Raw genomic sequence first — 21,563 nt, 5'->3', positions numbered from 1 at the left:
TTTGTTAAATATGAATTTATAAATATTTGATATCACTTTTATAAAATTTTTATACCTTTAAATATATATATTATGTTAGATCAAAATGGTTTTTCGTCAAATTGAGATAGTTGTTCCAAATGATAAAAAAGAGGAAACCATTGAAATCATAAAAAAATGTGAAGTTCTTGATTTTTCTCATTCAGATTTTTCCAAAAGATACACTCGTTTTAATATTGTTATTAAAACAGAACGAACAGAACGGATACTGGACGTTTTTCAGAAACGTTTTTCAGAACTCGAAGGTTTCAGAATAATGGTTATTCCTGTTGAAACTTACATACCTCTCCCAGAAGATTTTAGATTAGATGAAGAAGTAAAAACAGCTGAAGCTGAACACGATAAGGCTAGAATTAGTAGAGAAGAATTGTATATTAAAGTTACAGATATGAGCAGATTATCATTTGTTTATATATCAATGGTAATTTTATCCAGTTTTGTTGCGGCTATTGGGGTCTTAAATGACGATGTGGCAGTTATAATTGGAGGTATGATTATCGCACCCCTAATTGGTCCCAATATGTGTATTTCATTTTCAATGGTTATGGGAGATTTAAACCTCGCCCGCACTGCTTTGAAGTCTAGTTTTGTTGGAATAATGATTTCAATAATTATTTCAGTAATTTTAGGCATTTTTCTCAACGTAGACTCTACCATACCATCTATTCTACTTAGAACCAACATTGCCCAGGGAGGAATTGTATTAGCCCTTGCTTCTGGTTTTGCAGGTTCTCTAGCATTAATAACAGATTTATCAAGTGCTTTAGTAGGAGTGATGATTGCAGTAGCATTGCTTCCCCCGCTGGTAACTTTTGGACTGTTATTGGGATCAGGAAATTTTTTCCTTGCAGGAGGAGCTTTTCTCATTTTTTCAGTTAATTTAGTGGCCATAATTTTTGCAGGAATATTAACTTTAATCCAGCAAAAAGTACACCCCCTAGAAAAGGAACAGGAAGTAACTGCCAAAAAAATGACTGCAATATCAGTATTAATACTAAGTGTAATACTAGCCGTTCTGATTATACTAACCTATTATTAGCTATTTTAGTTGTATAAAATCTCTATTTTAAAAGTTCAGTTACTATTTTAACCTTCCCCCTTTAATTTTTTGTTTTAATAATACACATATTAAATTTATTATCAAAATTACTTTTCAAATGCTCTTACTCAACCCACATGAATGCCTTTGTTTATACTATTACTCCCCCATGTATGGTGATGTAATATGAGGCTCAGTATAGTACAAATTGGCAAAGACGAATCAGTATTTTACAACCTCGGAATATTCAAAGAAGACGAACAACTCATAATATTTCCCTTTTACGAGTTTGAAAACTATTACAAAAACAACCGACTTCACATCAAAGCAATTAAAGAAATTATCACTGAAGGTCTTGGAGTAAGGAATAACACTACCCCTGTATCTGCCTTGCTCAAAATAAAGGACCATATATCCAAAATGGATCGCTACAGTGAAAATTTAATGGATTTTGATGTGCAGACAACTCTGAAATCATTCTCTGGTAACAGTAATACCAAAAAACATTCAGTATCCCAACATGAGAAAGAAAAACCCCAATGTTTGATAGGCCTATAAAAAATGTTTTTTTACGTTTTATAGGTCATATTAAATATTTATAAATGTTTGATAGATGCGTAGGGAGAGTATTGTTAATTGAAAATAACTGATTCCCATATTAAAAAGTGTATTGAAGAGAAGATAATTATTGACAAAAAGATGAGGGAACACCGCTGGAAGTTTGAAAGATTTATAGTTCCCCTCAATGATAAGCATCCCTTCGAAGCAGACGAATCAGTTAAGGTAATCAGCCATAAAGACTACCAAAAAATTGAAAAAACCTTCCTTGAATTAAGAAAAAACAATCAAAATCTCCAGCAGCAGATTGAAATTCTTAACCAAGAAAATCTAACTCTCCACGAAAAAGTGGATGATCTTAAAAGATTTTTAGAGGAGCAGGAAGAAGTTATCAAGCACCTCCATGCAAACTCCAATAACGATAATTCCTCTAAAAAAGGATGGTTTAAGTTATGATAAAGGACCCTACAAATATCCTGCGTTTTTATTCTTTCTCAAATAATGAGCCTCATCTATTCATCCCCCATACTATAAATTAAAGCGTCCCAACTAGTTCTCCTGCATAAGTTCGCTAAGAATTGTATATAAATCTTTAACAAAATTTTTTTAATTAACCCTAATTTTTCAGCTAAATTCATTCAAGACTGTAATAATTTAAAGATAATATTTTAGGATATAATTTCCAAATAATAGTAACAGGAGTCAAAAAAAGGAGTAAATATGGATTTTAGCTATTTAGTCAAAATAATAAGGTTGGGACGTATTCATTTTTTAACTGCAGGATTTTTAACTTTCACGTCCGGTGCTCTTTTAGCGGGCGTATTAACGGGACAATTTTCACTGGATAAATTTTTATGGGGGTACCTGGTTTTATTACCGGCTCATCTCTCAATATCCTACAGCAATGATTACTTTGACTGGGAAGCTGATCATTTCATTAAGCCTAACCTGTTTAGTGGTGGCAGCGGAATTTTAGTAGAAAATCCTGAACTACGTAGTACTTCCAGAAATATAGCAGTGGGCCTTATTCTAATATCCATTTTCCTGGCAATTCTTTTTTCTATCCTATATTTATCACCCTTATTCCTTTTATTAGTTATTTTTGGAAATCTTTTAGGATGGTTTTATTCTGCCCCACCCCTTAAATTATCGTATCGTGGTCTTGGAGAAATTGCAATGATGATAAGTGGTTTTATCATTCCCGGTTTAGGATACCTTACCATTGCTGGTTTAATTGACCTGAAATTTATCATCTTTAGTATTCCTTCTATGCTCTATCAATTTGTATTCATATTAAGTGTGGAATTACCAGACAGAAAGGGTGATAAAAAGGCAGGTAAAAATACATTTGTTGTTAAATATAATATTAAAACCAGTTTATTATTAATTTTACTATTTGCCATTTTAGGATCAGTATCATTCCTTATTATGGGTCAAAGTAATATATATCCATCAGTGAATTTCAATTTAGTAACTCTTCTTTCATTAATTCCAGTCATAACTGTTATTGGGATTTATATAAAAAAAGTTCAGTTCGGCCTTGTTAATTTAACAAAATATATTGTTTCTTCATTAATACTACTAATTTTATTAATTGACATTTATTTTTTAACTTTGATGGCTAATATTTTATCTATTTAAATAATTCTAAAGACTCATTTTTTTAATTGATTTATTAATGATTTTATCAATTTTTACGAGTTTACACTAAATCAGGTAAATTTTATATTATAATAGTTCCAATATAATTAAACGACTCAAAATATGAGGCTGAAAAAATGAAAAAAAGAGACCATGTATCAGAAATGAAAGACATCGTAAGTAGTATGATGGAAGACACGGCCAAGACCTTAGATGTCATGCGCCAGGATATTGAAAAGAAGATTGTAGACTACACCTTTGTACCGGGTAAAAATATTATCGAAACAGATGAAAGCGTGATAGTTCATGTGGTACTACCAGGTATTAAAAAAGAGGATATAGAGTTGAATCTTACCGAAAAAAGACTGAAAGTTAAAGCTAAATTTGATGTGGAACATGTGGTTGAAGGAACGTACATGACCCTTTCCGATAAAAAGAGCGGATTTATTAGAAGAACTGTAAGATTTCCCAAGAAGGTTATCCCACAAGAAGCAAAAGCATCATTTGAAAATGGTGTTTTGAAAGTTGAAGTACCTAAATTAGAAAAAGAAGAAAGTTTCAATGTAAAAGTGGAGTAAACCTGTGGATCTTATCCACATTTTTTTTTCTTTTATAATTTTTATAATTTTCAAGTTTTATATTCTTTAAATTTTTAAGGAAAAATATTATATATGATTAAATTGAGAAATTAATCTTTATTTATCTTATTTTTTAATTATCACTCTTATTGATAAAATTAAATAATAATTCATGAAATAATTCCCCTAATAACTGTAATGTAAAGATTGAGGTGTAAAATTGGAAGACTCCCGTGAAATATCCTATGGTGAATGGGAAAAAATCATCAAGGAATGTGAAGAAAAATTAAAAGAAAATCCCGATGATCCCGAACTTTGGACCCGTAAAGGAATGGGTCTTATTGGAATAAATCAGTATAATGAGGCTATCGACAGTTTCGATCAGGCTTTAAATATAGACTCAGAATATAGTTGGGCAGTTGAAAATAAAAGTATGGCTCTATTTCTATCTGGAAACTATGATGAAGCATTATCCTCATTAGAGATGGTTCTAGAAAAAAAACCTGATGATGAAATACTATTAAATAATAAGGCATTTCTCTTATCAGCAATGGGCCGGTATGAAGAGGCTCTCCAAATCTTTGAATTAATATCTGATGGAGATACACACCTATTAAATGAAATGATAGAATGTTTAATACCTCTGACAAGGTTTAGTGAAGCTTTAAATTGTGTTGATAAAATTTTAGAAGAGGATCCAGAAAACTCAGATATTCTATTTAAAAAGGGCAACATCTTGTTAGCATTGGACAAAGAAGAAGAGGCCCTTACCTACTTTGAAAAATCATTGGAAGCATATCCGGACAGTCCAGAAACATGGAATTCTAAAGGAATTTGCCTTTCTATTCTTAAACGTTATAAAAAAGCGCTGGATGCTTTTGACAGATCACTACGCTTAGACCCAAGTAATGATCATACCTGGTTTCTTAAAGCCAAAGCCCTTTACAGTATAGGAGATGCAGAGGAAGCACTGGAACTTTTAGAGCGCTCCCTTGACATCAACCCCCTGAATCCAGAAGCATGGTATCATAAGGGTTTGGCACTTTATGATCTTGGTGAATATTCCCAGTCACTGGAAGCATATGACGAGGCACTGGAAATATTTGAAGAATACCCTGAAGTATGGAATGTTAAAGCACTATCATTACATGAATTGGGCTTATTTGAAGATGAACTGAAATGCTATGATCGCTGTCTGGAGATAGATCCAGAATTTAGTGACGCCATCACCAACCAGGGAGCTACCCTGGCATCATTGGAAAAATATGACGATGCACTGGATAAATTTGATTACGTCCTGCAGTTAAATCCACAGGATATAAATGCCCGGCTTAATCAGGCTACAGTTCATTTTCAGAGAGAAGCTTTTGATGAGGCTCTTAACAGTTTGGACCAGGCACTGGAGATTAACTCCAATTATGTTCCAGCCCTGTTTTTGAAAGCCGAAATATTATTGGACATGGATAAATTTGAGGAAGCTGCCACTTTATTTGAAACCGTGCTCAATATTCAACCTGAAAATGTTAGTACCTGGTTTTTAAGGGGAGTGGCCATGGCCAATCAAGATAAACATGTTGATGCAGTTGAATCATTCAATCAGGTGATAAATAAAGAACCAGACAATATTGGAGCCTGGTTTTTGAAGGCTAAATCTTTACAGTTACTTGGAAAATATGAGGAAGCCTTAAAGTGTTATGACATGGTAAACATGATGGAGCCAGATGATATTGAAGCCTACATTTTCAGTGGCGATATATTATTTGAACTATCCCGTTATAATGAGGCTTTAGAAAGGTTTAACAAAGCACTGGAAATGGATGGTGAAAGTGCTGATCTATGGATCAGGAAGGGTCAATGCTACGGTTTCATGGATGAACATGAACAGGCTGTAAAATGTTTCAACGAAGCTCTTAAACTTGAAAAGGACAATATATGGGCCATGAACTTTAAAGGCGTTGCTCTTAGAGAATTAGGGGAATCTGAAAAGGCTATAGACTCTTTTTCCAAAATCTTATTAGAAGATGATGAACACGCTGGTGCCCTTTTTGAGATAGGTTTCACCAATCAGAACCTGGAACAGCATGAAACTGCCATAAAATTCTTCAACAAAGCATTAAATGTTAATCCTGATTTTACGTGGGCTTTGATTCAAAAAGGTATTAGTTTCAGAATTATTAACAAATATGAAGATGCACTGGAATGTTTTGAAAAAGTTTTAACCATTGAACCAGAAAATCTGGACGCACTGGAACTTAAAAAGGAAACTTTAGAATACTTGGAATGACCAGATAAATATTTAAAGTTTCTAATAAATGATTTTATTTTCTTAAATCGTTTATTATATATATTTTGAATAACATATTCTTATTCATGTTTTAGAAATTTATTGGAGGTAGATATAATGCTCCTATTAGGGTTTAAGGTACCCTGAATCCTGTGGCAAAAAAAAGTTGTTAATCCACTAAAGTTCTAAAAACCTGATAGGAGGAATTATATTAAGCAATCAAAACGCTTTATATTCACTTTATTAATGTTAAGTTTATTTTGTTTCTTTCCAGTTTCAAATGCTAAATATGTAGGAGCGTATGATGTGGAAATTACAAAAGAATATGTCAAATCAACTGCAAAATGTTCTTGCAGTCTTTCAACAGATTACGATTATCATACAAGATATTTCAAAAATTACTGTCCCAACTGCCATAAATATGGAACAATAAATTATGAGCAGGGAAGTGGAAATCATAATCCTGAAGGAATGTGGTATTGTACTAATTGTGATGTGGATTTTTGCCTTGTACATGGTAAATCACATGATCATCGAGGTTTATTTTTAACAAAGATTGAAAATATCGACCGAATCAAGAAGACTATTGCCGATAAAAATGGTACATTTTCATTAGTTGATAATAATAGTGAAATAATTAAATTCAGAAAAAAATTAAACTGGCAAAATATTGGCAGTAAAGAACATTTCAAAATAAAAAGTGAAAATTTGTATAGAATTCAATCTATAGCTAACAAATATAACAATACGAATATTTTTTGAGTAAGTATAGTAGAATTCAATTTTCTACTAACTTTTTTTTATTTTTAGAAAATTAGACATAGACTGATCAGCCTATGCCTAAGTATGTAGACTTGTAGTTCATTGAAAATTTTTTCAAAGATTGGATCTTCAATGGCGTTATGCAAATATGTACATCTCGATATTTATAATTATCCTTTACATACCATAATGATCACAAAAAATATTGGAAAAAATGCATAATTCTTTCTAAAAATCCATGAAAAGAACACATAGTTACTAGAAAAATTTAGCTTGATTTTCAAAAATCATCGAAAATGCCCAAAATGTACCGACCCATATATACTCAGTGATCCATTTACACCAATTTTGGAAAATTTCTTTTCAAGGAAATTATACAAATTAACTTCGTTAAACAACACTATACCGAAGTTAGATCTATGACGACCATAGAGCATATAAATTTTGAGTGACGAAGTAACTATCTAAAATTTTTGGGATGAAATATATTATTTCTGTTGTATTTCTAATGGAAAAAAATTGAATTTAAATTTAATCGACATGAAATTGTCACCAACTACCACAAGTCATGTTGATTAAACATAATTTGCCACCAATTTTTTTCATGGAAGGATAACATTTGTCCATTAAATTTTATCCCAGGATCCCGGATGAAGGTGTGTAAAACTCTATAAACAAAAAGTTGAAGAAAAAACGGTAGGCTGTTCACTTCTCTCGGTGAAGAGAGAACAGGCTCCTGAAATTACATTTAATGATAAAATTTGATGTTGATTTTCATGATGATCCCCTGTTGGAACAGCTCTTGGACCGATACCTGGGGGTTGCACACACATGACCAATATAACAACATGTCACATAAGGAAGATCTAAAAATAAAAACACATCCAGAAAGCTGTAAAACCAAAAAAGAACTAGCATATTTTGCCATGGAATATCTGAAAAGGAATCACCTAAAACAGATAACCCATGGAGATTATACCATGGCCACCACTAAACTTTTCGGGCAATCAGACTACAGGACCATCAAATCAAACCTGGAACTTTTAGTCAATAATGCATAACTGATTAAAGTACCCATGAGAAATATTGGTAAAAAGAACCAATATAACCAGATTTACAAGTTTAAGGATAACATTTATAATAAGTACAATAAATCCCAGTCTCTTCAGGAATTCGCCAGAACCTTCAAAAAACACTTTAAAGACAAGTCCCAAGTTACCCTGACTGAAATTAAAATATTCTTAGAAGAGGATTATGTTATGACAGACGCTAAATTTGTTGAAGAAAGAGCTGATCTATTGAAAGAGGCAGGAATTATAAAGAGATATGCTGGAAATCCTGAAAATACGGTTTATAATTTTTGTTAATTATTATGTATAGAACATCTTTCAGTAAAAGTTCCTTTGTAACGTATCACTTAGTGAGTTCTGGAAACTGCAAATGCTAATACTACCTGTGTGATATCGTTTCGAAGATGAAAAAGGAGTTAAAAAAAGTTGAAAGGTAAAGGTTTAGAGGTTATTTTATTTTGATTATTGACTTGAAAAGAATTTACAATTTAATTTGTAAAGTCTAAGTGATGATTTTCTTGAAGTTTCAATAATATTATTAATTAATAGACATCTAACTGGATATTTTTCAATAAAAGTATCCTTTGTTTCGCCGAAAACTTTTTCAGAGAACTCTGATGCAAAAGAATTATTATTTTTAATCTTTAATAGTAATGGCATCACTTTATTTAGATTATGTCCTGAAAAGTCTGAAAAAACAGGGTTCATCCAATATTCTGATTCTGAATTTTCTAATTGCAGTTTGAAACAGTATAAAGTTAAAATTAAGCTAAATTGGCATATGTATTTTAAAAATTCTTCTTTAGATCTGAAGAATTCACTTAAAAATTCTTTGTATTCATAAGATTCATATAAAAATTTGAATGCTCCTACTAAATAATCTGAATCTGCAAACATTGATGGGTAAAATACACTTTCCTCTAACCATATGGGTTGTGATATGAGATTTGAACTATCTTCATTAATCATTTCAATTTTTATGAGTTTGCCTAAAATTTCAAATCTTTCGTTTTTGATTGCACAAGCTCCTAAGCAACAATATATGTTGAATAAGGCTGCATGAGGTAAATATCTTACAAGGGGTCTCCAACTATAATCTCCTTTACCTTCAAATAATATGTCTGGCAAATTATAGATATTTTGAAGAATTTTAATAAATTCATCAGTGTAATCAGATGAATATTCGATTAAAGTTAATCCAATTGAGATTATTTTATCTGTATATGTTTCTAATTCTTTTAAACCATCAATAATGGCGTTTATATTTTTAGTTTGAATAAATTCAGTGTCTACTTGGTTATACAAATCAAACCAGTGATTTTCTACAATTTTTATCTGATTTTTTAGTAGCTCATATAAATTTACATCATCATTTTTTTTAATATATTCTTTAGATATGTCAATAATATTTGTTTTAGAAAAATATTCATCACCATTTTTTTGATTTATTAAATTTAAACGGTTTTTAATTTTTGTTTCTAATTTAATTTTAAATTCATTGAGATCATTCGGATCCCAAAAAATAATGTCATAACCGATTAAATCAAAATGAATTTTGGGGCCCTCCTTTTTAAAATTAGGACTTTTAGGAAGATGATCTTCTCTAGAAATTAATATTAAATTTTGAAATTTATTTAAGCCCATTGTGTATCCTACTTCTAAATAACAATTAGGTCTTTCATTTGTCAGATCTGCTAGAATAATATCCGAAGACTTAATAAAATTAACAATTTCACTTTTTAGCAGATTACCCTCATTATGCTTGTCAACACGTTTTACATCCAAATCACATGTTTTCAATGTAGGAACTAGAATCTCATCGTAAAAATTGTCTAATTCTGAATTCCCAATTTGCATAATTACGAATGCCTGTTGCATTTAATCCCCAACTTTATTAATACACTAATATCACTATGTCATTCATTTAAGTATTTTATTTAATATTATTTTTGGAAATAGTAAAAATTATTAATAATGCACTCAAAATGAATATTGTAAATATTTTCAATGGGGAGAATTAGATGAGCAGTAATGACAGGATGGTTTATAAGAAAGATGACAAATGGGTAAATAAAAAGAATGAATCAGAAAAAGCGTCAAGCGTTCATGATACACAACAAGAGGCCATTGATGCAGCTTCTGAGATGTTAGGTAATCAAGGAGGAGGAGAATTATCCATAAAAGGTCTAAATGGCAAAATTAGAGATAAAAAGACTATTTCACCAGGCAAAGATCCATATCCTCCAAAAGGGTAGTTAACATTAAACTGTTTGCAATAGGGGAGTTTTCCATGTTAAAGTGTGTTGTTAGAAAAGCTTTAGAAGAACTTACAAATCATCTTTCAATTGGATCTAATTATGTAAAGATGTTTAATAATGGAGAGGTTGATAGGGCTAAATATATTTTTAAAAAGTTGTATGATAATGACCAAAAAATTGATCCTGATTTGATCGTTGAATGGGCTAATGAAAATGGAAAATGGCGTGAAAGAGATATTAAAAAGCTAAAAAAATTAGTTAAACCAATTTCTGAAGGTAAATCAATTAGATTAAAAAATAAAAGATTCAGTTGGCCCTCGGATATTGTAAAAAAATTGCATGAAGAATGTAAAAAGGATGAAAGTTGATTAATGAATTATTTTTTATCAATTAATTTATCGTTCTTTTAATTAATGAAAAAAAATATGGAGGATTTTATGGATGAAGTTATAATCCGAGATTTTATTTATTTAGATACTGACACATTAGGTTCTATTATCTCACAATTAGAAAAGGGCTTAATTAAAGATTTAATTGAAGAAAAAGGTGATCAAAAAGAAATTTCTGGTGAATTAAAAGCAGCTATTTTTGGTATAGGTGGAAAAGGTACTACTGGATACCTAAAAAAAGATGTAGAGACTGAAACAAAGATATTACATGATTATATTTACGATCGTGTTAAAAATAAATTAGAAAAAGCTAATAAAGTTGTTTTTATAGATGAAAACCAAAAAAATATATTGCAAAATTGGAAAGATGGAAAATTGATTAAATCTATCCATGAAACTTCATTTGTTTTGATTAGTGCTCAGATAATATTAGATGATTATGCTAATTTTCAAGAAATTGCTGAAAAATTTAATGAAATTGGAAATGCAATGAGTTACCTTAGTGCGGGTAATGTACAACCACCAGATAATTTGACAAAAAAAGAAAGGAAGAAATGGGAAAGAGAAAAAGAAAAAAAGATCAAAGAAACTATGAAATTAGATCCAAAAATGCTTAATAGTATTTTAACAGTGATCAAACAGTTTTTTAGAAATAAATTAGTTGTAAAAGTTACTCCTTTTCCAGAAGAACCTTATTTTAGATTTGTCGGAGATATAAAAGAAGATTATTTACGAGATCCTATCAAAAGTATAGTTTTAAAATATGGAACTGCACCTGCTTCTAACTGGTATATATTTGGGCGAATATCATATATACTACCAAAAAATTATGAAAAAACTGATTCTAAGCCTAATAATGTTTTTTTAAATATTGATGAAGAAATTAAGAGTAATTTACAGATGGAAATACCTATGGATGAAGTTTTTAATGCTTTAAGAGGTGTGGATCAATTTTTTTCACCTAAATTTCCATATGTAACATTCACACCCATTGCAATTTATAGAGAAGGATAGAAAATGTAATTCATAATTTCAATAGGAATAAAATTAAATGGAAAAAGATTACTAACGAAGAGTGGAGTATACCCTTATTTTTTTGTTTACCATTAATCATTTATAATGATCAAAGATGTTTTTTAGTGAATTCTTCATTATCAAATAACCGTTCCTTTTTTCTATCTCTTTTTTCCATTAATTCCACTCTTTTTTCAAATTCATCTATTTTTTCATCTTTCTTATTAGAATCCTCCATGATTGCCTTGAATTCCAGGCTTTCAACATCCCCTTACTTTTTTCCATCAATACTCAGATATGGTAGGGCTTTAAGGTAGTGTTCTTTAAGATCTTCAGGGTTGGCTAGCCAGTAAGTTCGCTCCTGGGAAGAAATTTTATGGCCAGTCATGTAATCAGCAATGGCTTTCTCAGCTTTTTTTGTTTATAATGGTGCTGATAAAATACTTCCGTAGAGCATGACTTCTCCAAAAAATATAACAAACGTTTTCCTTCTCGAAACCAGCTTCTTGACCTAGTCTACGAAAATTAGTAACAATACTATCCCTACTCAACTTTTCACCCTAGTTATTTACAAATATCCTATCATATTTGGTTTGAACCCTAATCTTTTTATTACACCCATAGCATCGCTTTTTTTAAGTAATTGATTATTTCTCTAGTTGCTTCAGGAGGTAAAAATGTCAGATGTCTATATCTAACTTTTTTTCTAGTGATATTCAGAGTTAAAACCTCTTTTAAAACCTGTTCTTCATGGGAGAACAAATCATAAACATCTCTCAAATTCACATCAATAGCAGAACTTGTATAATCAAGTAACTTATTAATAGTTAGATCTTTGGCTTCTTGTTGGCCCATACCACTCAAGACCATTAGATAAATAAGAGCTCGTTCTCGGGGGAAGGCAAGACCAATCATTTTCAGGATATCAGATCGTTCTAATCGTCTGCCAATATTTTTTTCAACCCCAATATCACCTGTATCCAGCATAATTTCTGGTAAAATAATTGGAATTCCTTGTAAAAGGATTTAATCGCAAAAAATATAAATTAATAGTATTGGGGGCTTTTCCGTCTTCCTTTAATTTTTTCTTAAAGCAGAGTAGATTTAGGGTTACTTTTCGATCCATTAATTCAACGTTGAAAGACTCTCTTTTTTAGATTCAGTTATTAATTCTGCTGATGTTTTCTTAGTAACATTTAAAAATTCGTTTAATGGGATTAGATACGATTTTTGAGTTCCTGAACTTATGTTACGGATCAAAAACCATTTTTCTAAAAGTTCTTCATCTTCATTTATCATAATATACAACACATTATGTAATATATTTAATGACATCTTTGTGAATATACAGAACTATAACGAGATTAGATGAGGCATGATTTATTTTTAAATTACTTGGTTGTTGATGTGTTGATGATCTGGTTGTTGATAAGCAATTCGAAAATTCTTTAAAACCTTTTGAATAGAATTAAATTTGATTAAAATCTGTAAAATTTTGAAAAATACATAATATGAATATATAATTTATATTACAGAATATATAATACGTATAATCCAAAAAGAAGCTATTCACAATGTAATTATTTGGTTGTTGATAAGTTGACGATCTGGTTGTAGATAAGTAACAGTTTTGGTTCTAGGTGTTAGTTTTTAAGTATATAATGCGTTCCAGGTCCAGAGCCCTCTTTTTCAATTACATCATCCTTTAACATATTGTTTATAATTTTAAGTGCTGCTTGTGATGTTATGTCGAACATTTTTTGGATATCTTTATTTGCGATTGTTCCATTTTCTTGCAAATACATAACAATTTCTCTTTGTTTTTCTGTAAGAGCTACCTGTCCTGCATCTTCCGTTCTTTGCATTTCAGAAGATAATCTTACAACGATCTCCTTAACCTTTAAGATTGAAACAAGAACTCCCTTAACAAAATATTCTAACCATTCTGTAAGATCTTCGGTTACATCAGCTGATTGTAGAGCAAGTTCATATGCATTCCTATCAACATCATAATATTCGTCTAAAGCAAAATAACGTTTGATATCAAATTTTTTTATGTAAAGAATAAGAGTAGCTAATGCCCTGGCAGTTCTACCATTACCATCAACAAATGGATGAATCCTAACGAATTCATAATGAGCTATACCTGCAATTATCACAGGATGAAAATCTAAATCACTATTGAACCATTTTAAGAAACTTTGAACCAGTTCAGGAATTTCAGAATAACGTGGAGGATGATATTCAGTGCCTCTTATTTTGTTGGAAACAACTACTCTATTCTCTCTAAATTTTCCTTCACATTCGGGCCGATCTAATACTTCATTTGATATATCTTTATGAATTTCCAAGATGTTTTTTAGGCTTATTTTCCCATTTTTGTGATAGTTATCAATATTTTTTAAGACATTCAAATAATTTAAAACTTCTTTTTTAGCTTTTTCAGCAGCCACGACATTTTCGCCTTTGAAAAGTTGATTTACTTGTTGGGGAGTGAGAGGATTACCTTCAATGGCTGTTGATGAATGAGCTGCCTTTTCAATAGCACTATTTTTCAATATAAGATCATCAGCAGGAACTAAACGAGAGCGCATTATAACTTCTCGAGCAGATGAAATTTCTGCAAGATTATTGACAATATTTGTATTATACTTAAAATAAGGTCTATAATTCATATAAATCACGACAAATCTATCCACTATTCCACTTTAAGAATATAAAGTAAGATATATTTATATTTTATTAGTATGAAAAGAATTTACCTTATTTAAATTATCGCTCATGTCCTTTTGTGTGTTTATTTTTTAGTAGTATATGGAGTGATTTTTATAGCCATTTTACTCCGTTATTAGGTAAATTGGAAGAATTTTATGTATGTATTCAAATTTTTCTTTGATATTCCTCTGAAGATGTTTAAAAATGGCCTTAGGAGGGAATGTCTGTTTTCTGCATTGTTAACATGATTTTCTCCTTTTGCGTATTGACGAAGAGAATGTTGAGTATATTGTGTTTTTTCACTTGTTTATGGCTTTTTAAGTTTAGTTACCTCCTTAAAATCAATTTTTCAGTTTCCCAATTATAACCACCATCTCCTCAGAAGAACATTTTTTAGTGGCATTGATCTCAGCATCAAAACCTGCAACATCAAATTTAGAAATTATTGTTTCCTTATCACCATCTGATCCCAAAACATAAAGGCGGCCCTTTTTAGTCAAATAATCTCCAACCTCTTCAGCAAATTTCCCTATGAAACTATCATCAGTATATTCTAAATCTAAAATATAATGGGCATTGAATAGGATAAGATCAAATTTTTCAGCCTCCACTGGTTCAAAAAGTAATCCTTCCCTAAGTTCCACATTGTAAGCCTTGTTAACAACAGTATTTTTAACAGCACACTTAATGGCATGCTGGTTAACATCAGTGGCAACAACTTTTCTCGCTCTTTTAGCAGTGTAAACCGGGATCAAACCTGTTCCAATTCCTATTAAAAGTACTTCATCACTTCTTTTGACGTCCAAGTTCTCAAGAAGTAATAAAGAGGCATTTTCATCTTCTTTAACCTCAGGATGAGTATGAATAATCAGATTTTTGAGTTCTAACATTTAAACTACCTCTAAATAAATCGTTTAATAATTATACTGATATAAATCGTTTAATATTGATTTAATTCCATTTACAAAAATTCTATTACATTTTTTATAAATTGTTTACTATTTACTGGCAATAACTATAAAACCATTTACCTTATTTCCATGATAACTGGTAAAAACCCTTTTTTCAATCAAATCAATCCTAAAAAGGGGCCTTAATAAATTTTTAAGTTCTTTTTCACTGTAATGGTGGGCTCTGTAAATTTCCACACCATCTGGATTACCATTTTCTCTTACAATAAAAGTACACATCTCACCGGTTACTTTATAATCTGAAAGATATCTTTTTTTATAAACAGGATCCCAGGTCTGACCAAAATCAGCTATATAAAGAATGCCACCCGTCTTTAAAATGCGTTGAGCTTCCATTAAAATTGATAAACGATCATCTACATCAACAATTGTAGTCATAAACGCCTGCATTAAATAAACATCAAAAGATTCATCTTCATAAGGTAAATTAAGAGCATTGGCCACGGTAAAATTTATCTTATTTTCGTAAATAGAATTAAACTTTTGGGCAAATTCATTAGCAGATGCTATATTTTTAGGATTAATATCAAAACCCGTTACATTGTACCCTTCCCTTTGTAATTGCAGAGCAATTCGGCCCCAACCACATCCTGCATCTAAAATATTTAAATCATGAGAAACCTTTTCATAGAATAATTTATCTAAAGGGACACTTACAGGTGTTTTTCTGTTGAAATGCTTCCATTTGTGGTGGCTGTTCATAGAGATATATTGTAATTCCAAGCTTAAAAGATTTGTAATAATCAGATTTTAAAGAATCTTCCTAACTTATTTTCTTCTAAACTAAATCTAGAAAATTTTTACCATAGAATGGTATCTGTGAATCTAAAAATGATTATTTGAAATAAATACGTCCTAATTAATAATTTTTTTATATAATGTTATACATAATGTCTATAAGTAAACTTTCTAAATTTTATGAAACATTTAAAGGATGTGGCAGGCTTTATATGTCAAAAATCAAAATACTTTTGATTACAGATAAAAAGAAGTCAGATCTCCAGTATAACTTGGAAAAGTGGGGTTATCCACTAATAGATAATTTAAGTATTGATGATGCTCATCTTAAAAAAGTGGAAAAACTCAATCCACAACTTATTTTAATTGAAAACCTATCTGAGAAAAACATTGAAAAAATTGATGAGTCAAACTTATTAAAACAAAAATCTAAAATACCAATACTATTTATATCGCCTAAGGTAAACCCGGCCTCTTTGGAAAAAATGGAATCTCTAAAAGACCATTACTATATTTTTAACACACCAGATGACGGTGTTCTGAAATTTTCTATTGAAACTATTGTTAAAAATTTAGAAAATTATGAAAAATATTTAGTTGGTCTAGAGGAGTTGAATAGAACATTTTCAAGACTGAGCCTTGATCCAGATGTAAATATTGAAAATTTAACAATTCTTTGTGGAAAATTATTGCATGCTCATTCTGCTCTTTATAATAGTCTGGAAGGTGACTATCTGTACAGCAAGTCGCATTGGAATCTTCCAAGGGATCCTAAAATGGTAAACCCTGCACAGGGACATATCTGTTTTGATGTAATAAATCAAGACCGAGATGAAATTTTTTTGGTTAATAATTTACCGGAAACTCCTTATAATGAAACTGACCCTAATGTAAAAGCCTATAATCTAAAAACGTATCTGGGATATCCTGTCAAATTTGCTGGAAGAACCATGGGTACTTTGTGTACAGTTTATCAGCACGATTATATCCCTGATGAAGATGAAAAAAATCTAATAAAAATTTTGGCATCAGCAATAGGGGAAGAGGAAGAACGTAAAAAAATGATTTCAGATTTAAAGGAAAGTGAAGATTTATTTCGTTCTTTATGGGATAACAATCTTGATGCAACCTTAATTTTAGATTGGGACGGAAAAGTATTATTTGCCAATCCTGCCGCTGGAAAACTTGCAGGATTAGATTCTTCCTCCATTGCTATTGGACTTAATATCTTTAACTATATTGATGAAAAAACGAGAAAACGAGTAAAAAAACATATTGAATTAGTAAAACAGGGAAAGGGTGGTTTCCTGGCAGAATATGAATTAAAGGATCTTTCTGGAAAAAAAAGATGGGTAGAGGGTCTTGGCACTAAAATACAATTCAAAGGAGAACCTGCAAACATAGTGAATATAAGGGATATTACAGCTAGAAAAATGTCTGAGAAAAAAATTAAAGAATCAGAATCTTTTTATAAATCCATATTTGAAAATACCGGTACAGCCACTATTTTAGTGGGGAAAGACCATGTTATTTCTCTTGCCAACAGCGAATTTGAAAAGATTTCAGGATATTCATCAAAAGAGATAGAAGGAAAGATGAAGTGGACTGAATTTGTGCATGAAGATTGTAAAGAGATGATGTTAGAATATCACAACTTAAGAAGAACAGAACACGGAAAAGCTCCCACAGAATATGAATTTAAATTTGTTGACCGTGAAAAAAAGGTTAAAGACATATTACTAACCGTGGATTTAATAAAAGATACCAAAAAGAGTGTTGCATCACTTATGGATATAACAAAAAGTAAAGCTGCAAGTAAAGCATTAAAAGAATCCAATAAATTGTATGAAACCCTGATTCAAACCTCCCCAGAAGCCATAACTGTAACGGATCTTGATGGGAACCTAGCTTATGTATCACAGAGAAAACTGGATTTGTATGGATATGAAAGTACTGATGAAATTATTGGAAAAAAAGCTTTAGACCTGATTAAACCAGAAGACCAAAAACAAGTTAATGAGGATATTAAAGAGTTACTGGAGAAAGGCACCATAAGGAACCGTATTTACCATATGAAGAAAAAGAATGGAAAATATTTCCACGGTGAAATAAGTGCATCCCTCTTTAAAGACGTGAATAATGTTCCTAAAGGAATAATAATAACCACTCGTGACGTTACTTATCAAAAAAAGATTGAAAAACAGTTGCGAAAGAGGGAAGAACTTTTAACTTTAGTAACTGACAATATGCTTAATGTTGTGGGACAGGTTGATTCAAAAGGAATTTTTCAGTATATTAGTCCTTCAGTTAAGGAAATATTAGGATATCCGGTTGAAGAGGTTCTTGGCAGTTCTGTATTTGAATTTTTAGAAAAAGTCCATCCCGATGATTATGATGAGGTAAAAAACACTTTTATGAAGGCTACCCGTAGTTATATGCGGGGTGATGTTACACATCGATATAAACACGCTGAAGGCCATTATTTATGGGTTGAGTCACTGGGAAATCCACTATTTAATGGTGAAAATAAATTTCAGGGAATAGTATTCAGTTTAATAGATATTACTGCCCTTAAGAATGCCGAAATTGAGCTTCGAAAAAGTGAAGAAAAATATAGAACTCTGTTTGCCTCTTCTCCAGATTATATTATTGTAATTACTCCTGAAGGCAAAATAATCGCACTAAATAATATATTATTAAAAACATTATCAAAGCACATTGAGAATATTTCTGAGGTAAAACATATTTCAGAGTTAGGTAACCTTTCCCAGAAACATTATAAACTAATGAAGAAAATAAAATCTCAATTAATCAATGGAAAAGATATTAAACCTTTTGAAATAGCTGTTGAAGGATTAGATAATAAAAAACATTGGTTAGAAATACGAACAATCCCTATGAAGGAAGATGAAGAAATTTCTGTAATAACTATCATAGCTAGAGAAATAAGTGATCGAAAATTATACGAAAATACTATTAAAAAATCCCTTGAAGAAAAAGATCTGCTTTTAAAAGAAATACATCATCGGGTGAAAAACAATTTACAAATTATTTCCAGCCTTTTAAATCTTCAATCCACTTTTATTGAGGATTCAGATGCATTTGATGTTTTCCAAGAAAGTCAAAATCGGGTAAGATCAATGGCCATGATCCATGAACAGTTATATCAGTCCAAAGATTTGTCCCATATAAATTTTTCAGAATATATACATAGCCTAGTTTCAGGACTACTAAGTTCATATAATGTTAATCCAAATCAGATAAAAGTCAAAATTCAGGCAAAAAATATTTTTATGGATATTAATACTGCAGTCCCTAGTGGGTTGATTATTAATGAACTGGTTACAAATTCCATGAAACATGCATTTCCACTGGGATTATCGGGTGAGATTTCAATAAAACTCCATAAAAAGAATGAAAAATATGTTTTAGAGGTATCAGATACTGGTATAGGCATTCCAGAAGAGATTGATGTTAATAAAAATAATACCTTAGGATTTTTATTAATAAATTCACTGATTAAACAGCTTGATGGAACAGTAAAGCTTAATAGAACCAGAGGAACCAGTTTTATACTGAAATTTTCAAAAATGAAATACAAAGAGAGAATTTAAAAGATTGGATTGAAATTTCAAGGTATTCCAAAATGAACATTAAAAATCGAAATAATATTTAAGCATCTAGAAAACATTTACAATTAGTTAATTTAAGCATAAAAGGGGTTTTAATGGAAAATAAAGAAATAGCAGAAATACTATATAATGTAGCTGATTTTTTAGAAATGGAGGATAATCCATTTCGACCTAAGGCGTATAGAAGAGCTGCTCACACTATTGAATTTTTAACTGAAAACATCTCGGAAGTAAGAGAAGAGGGAAATCTTGAGAAATTACCAGGTATTGGCAAAAATATAGCCCTAAAAATAGAAGAAATACTGGACACTGGCTCCCTACAATACCTGGAAGAACTAAGAAAAGAAATACCGGTTGATTTTGATGCATTGATGTCAGTTGAAGGCCTGGGTCCTAAAAAAATAAAACATTTATACGAAGAATTAGGAATAAAAAATCTCGAAGACCTTGAAAATCAGGCAAAAAGACATAAGATTCGCAGATTAAAGGGAATGGGAGAAAAAAGTGAAAAAAATATACTTGAAAATATTGAATTTGCAAAAAAACACGGCACCCGAAAACTTCTAGGATACGTTTTACCTATAGCACAAGAACTGAAAACCCAGTTAGATGAACTGGACATCACCGATGATGTGAAAATAGCAGGATCAATAAGAAGAAGAAAAGAAACTATAGGTGACATTGATATCCTTGTGATTACCTCTCATCCCCAGAAAGTTATGGATTTTTTTATCACAATGGATATGGTTGTGGATGTAATAAACAAAGGTCCATCTAAATCAACTGTTCGATTAAATGAAGGTATTGAATGTGACCTGCGGGTCTTTAAGGCTAATGTCTTTGGTGCGGCGTTGATGTACTTCACTGGATCCAAGGAAACTAATGTGGAACTACGAAGAATTGCCATAAAAAATAACTTAAAATTAAATGAATACGGATTATTTAAAGGTAAAAATAGGATAGCCGGAGAAAGTGAAGAAGAACTTTTCCATAAACTGGGAATGAACTACATTGAACCTGAATTAAGGGAAAATAGGGGAGAAATAGAGGCAGCCACGGAAAAAAAATTACCTGAACTCGTGGGCTACCATGATATTAAAGGAGATCTCCAGATACATACCAAATGGAGTGATGGTTCACACAGTTTAGAGGAAATGGTTCAATCTGCCTCCCAAATAGGATATGAATATATTGCCTTAACTGATCATGCTGGAAGCCTTAAAATAGCTGGAAGTATGGATGAAAAGAGAATCAAAGAACAGATGAAGGAAATTAATAAAATTAACAATGGAATGGATGATATTACAATATTAAATGGGGTGGAAGTTAATATTGGTTCTGATGGTAAATTAGATGTTGAAAATGATTTATTAAAAGACTTAGATATAGTAGTAGCAAGCATTCATTCAGGATTTAGACAGAATGAGGATAAAATTACCAAGAGACTGATAACTGCCATGGCAAATGAAAACGTGAATATTATAGGGCATCCTACCAGTCGAAAAATTCAAGAACGACAGGCTTATGATTTAGACTTGGATAAAATTTTTAAGGTATCCCGGGAAACAAATACTTTCCTGGAAGTTAACTCTCAACCCAACCGGCTTGATCTAAGTGATGTGAATATTAAAAAATCCCTGGAACATGGATGTAAACTGGTTATCAATACTGATGCTCATAGTCAAGATCAGCTAAAATATATTAATCTCGGAATAGCAACTGCCCGTAGAGGTTGGGCTACAAAGATGGATATTATAAATACATTATCACTGAAAAAACTTGAAAAATTGTTTAATTAATACCATACAATAATAAATCTAATTTATTCAAAGTCTAAGATTTAATGTTAAGAATAAATTAAATAGCTAAAATAAA

The 21,563-nt window shown here is 30.9% G+C and carries 18 protein-coding genes and 1 pseudogene; 14 read left to right on the top strand and 5 right to left on the bottom strand.

The window, feature by feature from the left end; all coding sequences use genetic code 11:
- The first annotated feature begins 85 nt into the window (after positions 1–85).
- From CIT01_10635 to CIT01_10595, 9 genes and pseudogenes are all read left to right on the top strand, one after another.
- Positions 86–1,078 carry a TIGR00341 family protein gene (locus tag CIT01_10635; protein ID AXV38630.1) on the top strand — a complete coding sequence of 331 codons (993 nt, stop codon included), beginning with the start codon at positions 86–88 and terminating at the stop codon, positions 1,076–1,078.
- Positions 1,079–1,264: 186 nt separating this feature from the next.
- Positions 1,265–1,636 carry a hypothetical protein gene (locus tag CIT01_10630; protein ID AXV38629.1) on the top strand — a complete coding sequence of 124 codons (372 nt, stop codon included), beginning with the start codon at positions 1,265–1,267 and terminating at the stop codon, positions 1,634–1,636.
- A 78-nt stretch (positions 1,637–1,714) separates the two neighbouring features.
- Positions 1,715–2,092: a hypothetical protein gene (locus CIT01_10625; protein ID AXV38628.1), complete on the top strand. Its 378-nt coding sequence runs from the start codon at positions 1,715–1,717 to the stop codon at positions 2,090–2,092.
- Positions 2,093–2,356: 264 nt separating this feature from the next.
- Positions 2,357–3,277 (top strand): prenyltransferase, encoded by a 921-nt coding sequence (locus CIT01_10620; protein AXV38627.1) that lies wholly within the window; start codon positions 2,357–2,359, stop codon positions 3,275–3,277.
- A gap of 137 nt (positions 3,278–3,414) precedes the next feature.
- Positions 3,415–3,855, top strand: a complete 441-nt coding sequence (locus CIT01_10615; GenBank protein ID AXV38626.1) for a heat-shock protein Hsp20 — start codon at positions 3,415–3,417, stop codon at positions 3,853–3,855.
- 220 nt (positions 3,856–4,075) lie between these two features.
- A complete protein-coding gene (locus tag CIT01_10610) occupies positions 4,076–6,139 on the top strand; it encodes a hypothetical protein (protein ID AXV38625.1) in 2,064 nt (687 codons plus the stop codon).
- A 246-nt stretch (positions 6,140–6,385) separates the two neighbouring features.
- A pseudogene (locus CIT01_10605) lies at positions 6,386–6,667 on the top strand (hypothetical protein).
- Positions 6,668–7,749: 1,082 nt separating this feature from the next.
- The gene (locus tag CIT01_10600) at positions 7,750–7,962 is read left to right on the top strand and encodes a hypothetical protein (GenBank protein AXV38624.1); all 213 of its coding nucleotides are present in this window, start codon (positions 7,750–7,752) and stop codon (positions 7,960–7,962) included.
- Positions 7,963–7,977: 15 nt separating this feature from the next.
- Positions 7,978–8,268: a hypothetical protein gene (locus tag CIT01_10595; protein ID AXV38623.1), complete on the top strand. Its 291-nt coding sequence runs from the start codon at positions 7,978–7,980 to the stop codon at positions 8,266–8,268.
- Positions 8,269–8,433: 165 nt separating this feature from the next.
- Here CIT01_10595 and CIT01_10590 read toward each other — a convergent pair whose 3' ends face one another.
- A complete protein-coding gene (locus CIT01_10590; protein ID AXV38622.1) occupies positions 8,434–9,849 on the bottom strand; it encodes a hypothetical protein in 1,416 nt (471 codons plus the stop codon).
- 143 nt (positions 9,850–9,992) lie between these two features.
- On the opposite strand from CIT01_10590, the gene CIT01_10585 reads away from it, so the two are divergent.
- The 3 genes from CIT01_10585 (at position 9,993) to CIT01_10575 (ending at position 11,632) form a co-directional block, all read left to right on the top strand.
- Entirely contained in the window at positions 9,993–10,226 is a 234-nt protein-coding gene (locus tag CIT01_10585; GenBank protein AXV38621.1) for a hypothetical protein, read from the top strand.
- 35 nt (positions 10,227–10,261) lie between these two features.
- Positions 10,262–10,597 (top strand): hypothetical protein, encoded by a 336-nt coding sequence (locus tag CIT01_10580; GenBank protein ID AXV38620.1) that lies wholly within the window; start codon positions 10,262–10,264, stop codon positions 10,595–10,597.
- 69 nt (positions 10,598–10,666) lie between these two features.
- A complete protein-coding gene (locus CIT01_10575) occupies positions 10,667–11,632 on the top strand; it encodes a hypothetical protein (GenBank protein AXV38619.1) in 966 nt (321 codons plus the stop codon).
- Between the two features lie 612 nt (positions 11,633–12,244).
- Here CIT01_10575 and CIT01_10570 read toward each other — a convergent pair.
- The 4 genes from CIT01_10570 to CIT01_10555 all read right to left on the bottom strand — a co-directional run bounded on the left by CIT01_10570 (position 12,245) and on the right by CIT01_10555 (position 16,020).
- Entirely contained in the window at positions 12,245–12,619 is a 375-nt protein-coding gene (locus CIT01_10570; protein AXV38618.1) for a hypothetical protein, read from the bottom strand.
- A 656-nt stretch (positions 12,620–13,275) separates the two neighbouring features.
- Positions 13,276–14,307: a hypothetical protein gene (locus tag CIT01_10565; protein ID AXV38617.1), complete on the bottom strand. Its 1,032-nt coding sequence runs from the start codon at positions 14,305–14,307 to the stop codon at positions 13,276–13,278.
- A 381-nt stretch (positions 14,308–14,688) separates the two neighbouring features.
- On the bottom strand, positions 14,689–15,237 hold the full coding sequence (locus CIT01_10560; GenBank protein ID AXV38616.1) for a hypothetical protein: 549 nt from the start codon (positions 15,235–15,237) through the stop codon (positions 14,689–14,691).
- 108 nt (positions 15,238–15,345) lie between these two features.
- Positions 15,346–16,020, bottom strand: a complete 675-nt coding sequence (locus CIT01_10555) for a methyltransferase type 11 (protein AXV38615.1) — start codon at positions 16,018–16,020, stop codon at positions 15,346–15,348.
- Positions 16,021–16,196: 176 nt separating this feature from the next.
- On the opposite strand from CIT01_10555, the gene CIT01_10550 reads away from it, so the two are divergent.
- Positions 16,197–19,670: a hypothetical protein gene (locus tag CIT01_10550; protein AXV38614.1), complete on the top strand. Its 3,474-nt coding sequence runs from the start codon at positions 16,197–16,199 to the stop codon at positions 19,668–19,670.
- Between the two features lie 113 nt (positions 19,671–19,783).
- A complete protein-coding gene (locus CIT01_10545) occupies positions 19,784–21,487 on the top strand; it encodes a DNA polymerase III (GenBank protein ID AXV38613.1) in 1,704 nt (567 codons plus the stop codon).
- Positions 21,488–21,563 lie beyond the last annotated feature (76 nt).

Origin of the sequence: Methanobacterium sp. BRmetb2, from assembly GCA_003491285.1 — an archaeon.
Classification (GTDB): Archaea; Methanobacteriota; Methanobacteria; order Methanobacteriales; family Methanobacteriaceae; genus UBA117.
The sequence above is the reverse complement of the archived record's forward strand: the minus strand, read 5'-3'. Positions and strand labels throughout refer to the sequence as shown.

Excerpts from the sequence above, each read along its gene's own strand:
- CIT01_10600 (AXV38624.1), top strand. The coding sequence starts at position 7,750 with ATGTCACATAAGGAAGATCTAAAAATAAAAACACATCCAGAAAGCTGT.
- CIT01_10580 (AXV38620.1), top strand. The coding sequence starts at position 10,262 with ATGTTAAAGTGTGTTGTTAGAAAAGCTTTAGAAGAACTTACAAATCAT.
- CIT01_10595 (AXV38623.1), top strand. The coding sequence starts at position 7,978 with ATGAGAAATATTGGTAAAAAGAACCAATATAACCAGATTTACAAGTTT.
- CIT01_10585 (AXV38621.1), top strand. The coding sequence starts at position 9,993 with ATGAGCAGTAATGACAGGATGGTTTATAAGAAAGATGACAAATGGGTA.
- CIT01_10570 (AXV38618.1), bottom strand. The coding sequence starts at position 12,619 with ATGCTGGATACAGGTGATATTGGGGTTGAAAAAAATATTGGCAGACGA.
- CIT01_10615 (AXV38626.1), top strand. The coding sequence starts at position 3,415 with ATGAAAAAAAGAGACCATGTATCAGAAATGAAAGACATCGTAAGTAGT.
- CIT01_10555 (AXV38615.1), bottom strand. The coding sequence starts at position 16,020 with ATGAACAGCCACCACAAATGGAAGCATTTCAACAGAAAAACACCTGTA.
- CIT01_10635 (AXV38630.1), top strand. The coding sequence starts at position 86 with ATGGTTTTTCGTCAAATTGAGATAGTTGTTCCAAATGATAAAAAAGAG.
- CIT01_10565 (AXV38617.1), bottom strand. The coding sequence starts at position 14,307 with ATGAATTATAGACCTTATTTTAAGTATAATACAAATATTGTCAATAAT.
- CIT01_10575 (AXV38619.1), top strand. The coding sequence starts at position 10,667 with ATGGATGAAGTTATAATCCGAGATTTTATTTATTTAGATACTGACACA.
- CIT01_10620 (AXV38627.1), top strand. The coding sequence starts at position 2,357 with ATGGATTTTAGCTATTTAGTCAAAATAATAAGGTTGGGACGTATTCAT.
- CIT01_10630 (AXV38629.1), top strand. The coding sequence starts at position 1,265 with ATGAGGCTCAGTATAGTACAAATTGGCAAAGACGAATCAGTATTTTAC.
- CIT01_10590 (AXV38622.1), bottom strand. The coding sequence starts at position 9,849 with ATGCAACAGGCATTCGTAATTATGCAAATTGGGAATTCAGAATTAGAC.
- CIT01_10545 (AXV38613.1), top strand. The coding sequence starts at position 19,784 with ATGGAAAATAAAGAAATAGCAGAAATACTATATAATGTAGCTGATTTT.
- CIT01_10560 (AXV38616.1), bottom strand. The coding sequence starts at position 15,237 with ATGTTAGAACTCAAAAATCTGATTATTCATACTCATCCTGAGGTTAAA.
- CIT01_10550 (AXV38614.1), top strand. The coding sequence starts at position 16,197 with ATGTTATACATAATGTCTATAAGTAAACTTTCTAAATTTTATGAAACA.